Source organism: uncultured Citricoccus sp., assembly GCF_937871995.1.
Classification (GTDB): Bacteria; Actinomycetota; Actinomycetes; order Actinomycetales; family Micrococcaceae; genus Citricoccus.
Genome location: NZ_CALMQR010000063.1, coordinates 1 through 6187, shown reverse-complemented (window position 1 = coordinate 6187; position 6187 = coordinate 1). Strand labels below are relative to the sequence as shown.

Below are 6187 nucleotides of genomic sequence, written 5' to 3'. Positions count from 1 at the left end.
CCGACCATGGCAACCACACGCCACGAAATGATCTCTTTCCCAACACTTACTTAGAGCATGCTTATGAGCGCTTCCGGTCCGCCACGGTGCAGGATGTCGCCTAGGAGCCAACCACAAGGCCGGAGCACCACGCGATGGCCACGGCGGAACAAACTCACCCCCGGCCGCGTTACTTCAACCCGAGAGCATTCTTCCGCGCGTCCTCAGGAGCTTTGTGACCACGCTCGATTCCCAGCCCCACACCATCGGCATCCTCGGCGCAGGCCGCGTCGGTACGGCCGTCGCCCGCCAGTCGTTGCAGGCCGGGTACGAGGTGAAGATCGCGACCGCCAAACCGGCGGAGGAGATCGCGATGATCGCGGACATCATCACCCCGGGCGCTCAGGCCGTGGATGCCGCCGAGGCAGCACAGGCGGACGTGGTGGTCGTCGCCGTCCCCATGCACAAGTTCCGCACCCTGGACGCTGACGCCCTGGCCGGCCGCACCGTCATCGACACCATGAACTACTGGGCCCCCACGGACGGGGAGATCGCCGAGTTCGAGGCCGACCACCGTTCCACCTCCGAGGTCGTTCAGGACTTCCTCGCCGGTTCCTGGGTGGTCAAGACCCTCAACCACATCGGTTACCGGGACCTCGAGACCCTGGCCCGCCCCGCGGGCGATCCGGACCGCCGCGCGCTGGCACTGGCCGGTAACAGCGACGCCGCCCGGTCCGCCGTCGGGACCTTCCTGGACCGCCTGGGCTACGACCCGGTGGACGCCGGCCCGCTCGCCGCGGGCCGCGCGTTCGAACCGGACACCCCCATCTTCGCCACCACGCACCCGGCCGCACGGCTCAGCGCACTGCTGAGCGAGGCCTGCGCCCTCGCCGCCCGCTGAGGGGCACGCCCACCGCAGACACCCACCACTGGGTCAAGCGTCCTCGGTCGCCGGCGGTTTGGGCGCGATGTCCTCCGTGGTGATCGGCATGGTCTCCCACGCCGAGGACAGATCGGTGCCCTTCAGCGACCGGCGCTCGCCCTCGGCCAGGTCGTCGAGGCCCAGCGCCCGCCAGAACCCCCGGTGATGCTCGCAGGACAACAACGCGGTGAGCATCCCCCGGACCGGAGCTCGGTCACGCTGAGCGGTCGCGTGGATATACCGGTGACCGGTGTGCTCGGCACGCCAGGCGGTGATCTCGGGTCGGCCCAGGACCAGGACCCAGGCGATCAGTTCTGAGGGTCCGTCCACGGTGGCGGTCAGGTCGCCGACGACATCCAGCTCGCGACTGAGCTTCATCAGCACCGTCAGTTCGCGGGCATCCTCGGGCGGGTACAACATCGTTCCTCCTCTGCCGGATCTCGGCATGGCACCCGGATATTTGTGTTGGTACCAGTGATTTTCGGCATCGTCATGGAGTTGTCAAGAGGGGACGCCTGCCTATACTTGGCCGCGGACACGGGGTGCGCCGCACGGCGCTGAGATGACACCCGTGGAACCTGATCTAGTTAGGACTAGCGAAGGGATGTCCGCGTGACTTCTTCTTGCCATACCCACATTCCGCCTGCCCCCGCATCCGTGCCCCGCGTGCTGTCGATCGCCGGCACCGATCCCTCCGGGGGCGCCGGCACCGCTGCGGACCTGAAGTCCATCACCGCCGCCGGCGGCTACGGCATGAGCGCGGTGACCACCCTCGTCGCCCAGAACACCCACGGCGTGCGGGACCTCCACGTCCCGCCCGCCGAGTTCCTCCGCGCCCAGCTGGAGGCCGTCAGCGACGACGTCACCATGGACGCCGTCAAGACGGGCATGCTCGGCACCACCGCCATCATCGACACCGTGGCCGCCTGGTGCGACGAACACCCGCCGGCCGTGCTCGTGGTGGACCCGGTCATGATCGCCACCAGCGGTGACCGGCTGCTGCAGCCCGAGGCCGAGCAGGCCATGATCGAGTTCTGCCGCCGCGCCACCGTGGTCACCCCCAACATCGACGAGCTCGCCGTGCTCACCGGCTCCTCCCGCGCCGCCGACGAGGCCGAGGCCCTGGACCAGGCCGCCCGCTGGGCCGCGGCGACCGGCGTGTCCGTGGTGGTCAAGACCGGGCACCTGGACACCCGGCGGGTCACGAACACCTGGGTGGACCCGGACGGTGCGCTGATCTCCGTGCCGTCCACGCGCCTCGACACCACGAGCACGCACGGCACCGGCTGTTCCCTGTCCTCCGCGCTGGCCACCCGGCTGGGCCGCGGGGACAGCCCCCACGCCGCGCTGGCCTGGGCCACCGAGTGGCTGCACGAGGCGATCGCCCACGGGGCCGCCCTGCAGGTCGGTTCCGGCCACGGCCCCGTGGACCACGGGCACCGTGCGCGCCGGTTGCAGGCCGCCGCCTCCGCCGCCCCCTGGTTCGCCCACGACACCGTCCCGCCCGTCCTCGAGTCCCCGCAGGACCTGGGTGCCTCGCCCCAGGACTCCGACGCGCGGGTGCCGGCCGCTGTCGCGCCCGCCGGTCCCTGGACCGCGGCGTTGTGGGCCGCCGGGACGGAGGTCAACGCCGCCATCGCCGGCTCCGGGTTCGTCCGTGCCCTCGTGGACGGCAGCCTGACCCGGCACGCCTTCGAGTTCTACCTCGCCCAGGACGCGCTGTACCTCAACGGGTACTCCCGGGCGATGGCCGCCCTCGCCGCCCGTTCGACCGAGCTGGACGCCCAGGTCTTCTGGTCCGGGGCGGCCCACGGCTGCCTCACCGAGGAGGCCGAACTGCACCGCACCTGGCTCGGCGACCGCCCGGCTCCCGTCTCCGGACCGGTGACAAGCGCCTACACGGACTTCCTGCTGGCCACCGCCCTCGGCGAGGACCGTGCCGTGGGCGTGGCCGGGGTGCTGCCGTGCTTCTGGCTCTACGCCCAGGTCGGGGCGATGCTGCCCGCGGTGCCCGCCGACCACCCCTACGCCGCGTGGCTGGACACCTACCGGGACCCGGGCTTCGTGACCGCCACCGAGACCGCGCTGGCCCACGTGGAGCGCGAGCTCGCCGCGGCCTCCCCGGCCGTGCGCGCCCGGGCCGCCCGCGCCTACCTGACCGCCTGCCGGCACGAGCTCGAGTTCTTCGAGCAGGCCCTGCGCCTCGAACCGGGTGAGTATAGCGGTGGGGCCGAGGCGCCCGTGCAGCCCCGCGTCCACGCTCCCGCCGCAATCAGCGCCGAGGCCCCTGCCGCAGCACTCGCCGGGAGCATCCGGTGACGGGCGCGACCACGGCACAGGCCGCCGTCGGGACCGAGGCCACCACCGAGACCTCCACCGGGACTCCGACCGAGAGGCTGCCCCGGGCGGGACGGGCCGCGCTGCGCGCCGGGGTGGTGGGCAACTGGATCGACAACATCCACGTCTTCCTGCCGCTGACCGCGCTCGCCCCGGCCATGCTCGTGCTCGCCGGGCCGGCCGCGGCCGCGTCCACGGGGGCGCTGATCGTCATCGCGATGCTGCTGGGCCGGCCGATCGGCGGGATCGTGTTCGGGCGCATCTCCGACCGGCTCGGGCGCACCCGCACCACGCGGATCGCGATCGCCGGGACCGCCGCCTGCGCGCTGGCCATCGCCGCCACGCCCACCCACGAGATCCTCGGCGCCGGGACCATCGGCCTGATCCTCGTGCTGCGCTTCCTGTGCGGGATCTTCGTGGCGGGGGAGTACTCCGCGGCCATCCCGCTGGCCATGGAGTGGTCCACCGCCCGGCGCCGCGGGCTGATGAGCGGGCTGATCCTGTCCATGGCCCCGTGGGCGCAGGCCACCATCGCGTTCTCCGTGGCCGGGCTGCTCGTGCTCCTGGGCCCCGACGCGTACGCGGCCTGGGGCTGGCGGCTGCTCTTCGTCCTCGGCGCCGCACTGTCCCTGGGGATGCTCGTCTACTACAGCCGCCAGGTCACCGACGCCCCGGTCTTCCACCGCCGCGCCCGGGAGGCCGCCGCACGGCCCGCCGCCCCGAGGGCCGGACTGCGCGACCTGCTCACCGGCCGGTGGGCGCGGGCCTTCTGGCAGGTGTTCATCCTGATGTCCGGGTTGTGGCTGCTGACCAACTCCACGGTGCTGCTGCTCACCGCCCGGCTCGCCGAGGACTCCGGCCTGCCCGCCACCGGGGTGCCGGTGGTCATGGGGATCGCCTCGGTGGCGCAGGCGATCGTCATGGCCCTGGCCGGGCATCTGGCCACGCTCACCGGCCGGCGACGGTTGTTCCTCCTGTGGGGGACGGTTGCCGCGCTGGCGGGACCGCTGGTGTGGTGGGCCGCCGTCACCTCGCCCACCCTGGCCGGGGCGGCCGTCTGCGCCGCGGTGCTGCAGGTCATCACGGTCTCCGCCTACGGTCCGGTCTCGGCGTACCTCTCCGAGCGGTTCCCCACCGAGGTCCGCTCCACCGGTTACGGGATGGGCTACAGCCTGTCCCTGGTGCTTCCGGCGCTCTACCCCTTCTACCTGCCGCTCATCGAACCGGTCCTGGGCCGGCACGGTTCGGTGATGGGCATGGTCGCGCTCGGCGGGGCCCTCGTGGTGCTCGGGGCGGCGCTCGGCCCGCGGTTGGCGCCGCGGGACATCGAGGGGGACATCGACGACGTCGCCGCGGGGGTGGTGCCCGACGCCGCGGTGGGTGCCACCCGGGGAGGGTCCCGGTGACCGGGGCGCGGGCCGCCGCGCAGCCCGCCCCCGATCGTGCCCTGGACCCCGGCACCATGACGGGCGCGTACCCGGCCGCCGATCCGGACCTTGCACCGGTCGCGGACGTCCTGGCCGCGGTGCGCGCCGGCCGACCGCTGGTGCATTGCCTCACCGCGACCGTGTCCATGGCCCTCGTCGCCGACGGCCTGCTGGCCGCCGGCGCCCGCCCCATGATGACGGAGACCCTCGCCGAGGCCCCCACCCTGACCCGGGTGGCGGACGCGCTGGCCGTGAACCTCGGCACCCTGAGCACGGACGCCATGGAGGGCATCCCCGCCACGGTGGCCGTCGCCGTCGCGGACCGGCGCCCGTGGGTGCTGGACCCCACCGCGATCGGCATCGCTCCGGTGCGGACGCCACTGGCCCGCCAGCTGCTGGACTCCCGGCCGACCGTGGTCCGCGGCAACGCCTCCGAGGTGCTCGCCCTGGCCGGTGCGGGCACCGGCGGGCGCGGGGCCGACTCGGTGGCCGGGCCGGACGCGGCGGAGGACGCCGCGATGTCGACGGCACTCAGGACCGGTGGCGCCGTCGCCGTCTCGGGTGCCGTGGACCTCGTGCTCGACGCCCGCCGGCAGGCGCGGGTGGCACGCGGGACCGGTCTGCTCACCCGGGTCACCGGCACCGGCTGCCTGCTCGGGGCCCTGACGGCCGCCTGCACCGCGGTCGAACCGGACCCGTTCCGCGCCGCGCTCGCCGCGACCACCTGGCTGAACCTGGCCGGTGAGGTCGCGGCCGGGCGGGCCGCCGGGCCGGGGTCATTCCGGATGCACCTGCTGGACGCGCTCGACGAGGTGGGACGGTGACCGGTAGAGCAACCGGACGGCTCGGCCCGCGGGTGACCCACCCGGGCCGGCACCGCACGCCGATCGACGGGACCCACGCACCGCTCGACCTGCGCTGCTACCTGGTCACCTCCGGCACCGGACGGCGCACCGTGGAGGTGGCGGCCGCGGCGGCGGCCGCCGGGGCCGGCGTCGTGCAGGTCCGGGCCAAGGAGGCCACCGCCGCCGGACTGCTGGACCTGACCTGTGCCGTCGCCGAGGCCGTGCACGCGGCCCGGCCGGCCACGCGCGTGCTGGTGGACGACCGGCCCGACGTGGCCTTCGCCGCGCATGCCCGCGGCGCGGCCGTGCACGGGGTGCACCTGGGCCAGGACGACCTGCCGGTCACCGAGGCCCGGGCGCTGCTGGGCCCGGACGCCGTCATCGGGCTGACCACCGGGACCCCGGACCTGGTCCGCGCGGCGGAGCGCCTGCGCGGGGTGATCGACTACGTGGGGGCCGGGCCCTTCCGGCCGACCCCCACCAAGGACTCCGGCCGGGACCCGATCGGGGTGGACGGGTACCACGGGCTGGTCGCGGCCACGTCGCTGCCGGTGGTGGCGATCGGGGGCGTCGAGCCGGAGGACGTGCCGGCGCTCGCCCGGACGGGGGTGGCCGGCGTCGCCCTGGTGCGCGCGATCATGGACGCGCCGGACCCGGGCGCCGTGGTGGGCGAGGTG

Annotated in this window: 6 protein-coding genes and 1 riboswitch; of the genes, 5 read left to right on the top strand and 1 reads right to left on the bottom strand. The window is 74.0% G+C overall.

Annotated elements, in window-relative coordinates:
• Nucleotides 1-214: 214 nt before the first annotated feature.
• Entirely contained in the window at nt 215-880 is a 666-nt protein-coding gene (locus tag Q0283_RS07170; protein WP_298044037.1) for an NADPH-dependent F420 reductase, read from the top strand.
• A 33-nt stretch (nt 881-913) separates the two neighbouring features.
• Here the strand turns inward: Q0283_RS07170 and Q0283_RS07165 are convergent, their stop codons facing one another.
• The gene (locus Q0283_RS07165; RefSeq protein ID WP_298044036.1) at nt 914-1321 is read right to left on the bottom strand and encodes a hypothetical protein; all 408 of its coding nucleotides are present in this window, start codon (nt 1319-1321) and stop codon (nt 914-916) included.
• 108 nt (nt 1322-1429) lie between these two features.
• Nucleotides 1430-1523: riboswitch (TPP riboswitch) on the top strand.
• On the opposite strand from Q0283_RS07165, the gene Q0283_RS07160 reads away from it, so the two are divergent.
• The 4 genes from Q0283_RS07160 to Q0283_RS07145 form a co-directional block, all read left to right on the top strand.
• Entirely contained in the window at nt 1514-3220 is a 1707-nt protein-coding gene (locus Q0283_RS07160) for a bifunctional hydroxymethylpyrimidine kinase/phosphomethylpyrimidine kinase (RefSeq protein ID WP_298044034.1), read from the top strand. It overlaps the preceding riboswitch by 10 nt.
• A complete protein-coding gene (locus Q0283_RS07155; RefSeq protein ID WP_298044033.1) occupies nt 3217-4644 on the top strand; it encodes an MFS transporter in 1428 nt (475 codons plus the stop codon). Before Q0283_RS07160 ends, Q0283_RS07155 begins: the two co-directional genes overlap by 4 nt.
• Nucleotides 4641-5489, top strand: a complete 849-nt coding sequence (thiM, locus tag Q0283_RS07150; protein ID WP_298044032.1) for a hydroxyethylthiazole kinase — start codon at nt 4641-4643, stop codon at nt 5487-5489. The genes Q0283_RS07155 and thiM overlap by 4 nt, the downstream gene beginning before the upstream one ends.
• On the top strand, nt 5486-6187 hold a 702-nt coding region (locus Q0283_RS07145; protein ID WP_298044030.1), incomplete at its 3' end, for a thiamine phosphate synthase. The genes thiM and Q0283_RS07145, both read left to right, overlap by 4 nt.